At 65.1% G+C, this 278-nt stretch carries 1 protein-coding gene; it reads left to right on the top strand.

Annotation, left to right across the window (positions count from 1 at the left end; genetic code table 11):
- The coding region (locus tag VT50_RS41580; RefSeq protein WP_143645422.1) for an AMP-binding enzyme at positions 1-278 on the top strand (278 nt) is incomplete at both ends.

Raw genomic sequence — 278 nt, 5'->3', positions numbered from 1 at the left:
CGGGTGGATGATCAGGTGAAGGTGCGGGGTTTTCGTATTGAGTTGGGTGAGGTGGAGGGTGTGGTGGGTGGGCATCCTTCGGTGGGTCAGGTGGCGGTGGTGGTGCGGGAGGACCGTCCTGGGGATCGGCGGTTGGTGGCGTATGTGGTGCCTGGTGAGGGTGGGTGTGATGTGGGGGTGGTGCGGGAGTTTGTGCGGGGGCGGTTGCCGGAGTTCATGGTGCCGGGTGTGTGGGTGGTGGTGGATGGGTTGCCGGTGACGGTGAACGGGAAGCTGGA

This window comes from Streptomyces antioxidans, assembly GCF_000968685.2.
Taxonomy (GTDB): domain Bacteria; phylum Actinomycetota; class Actinomycetes; order Streptomycetales; family Streptomycetaceae; genus Streptomyces; species Streptomyces antioxidans.
Note: the sequence above shows the minus strand (reverse complement) of the source record. Positions and strands in the feature narration are given on the sequence as shown.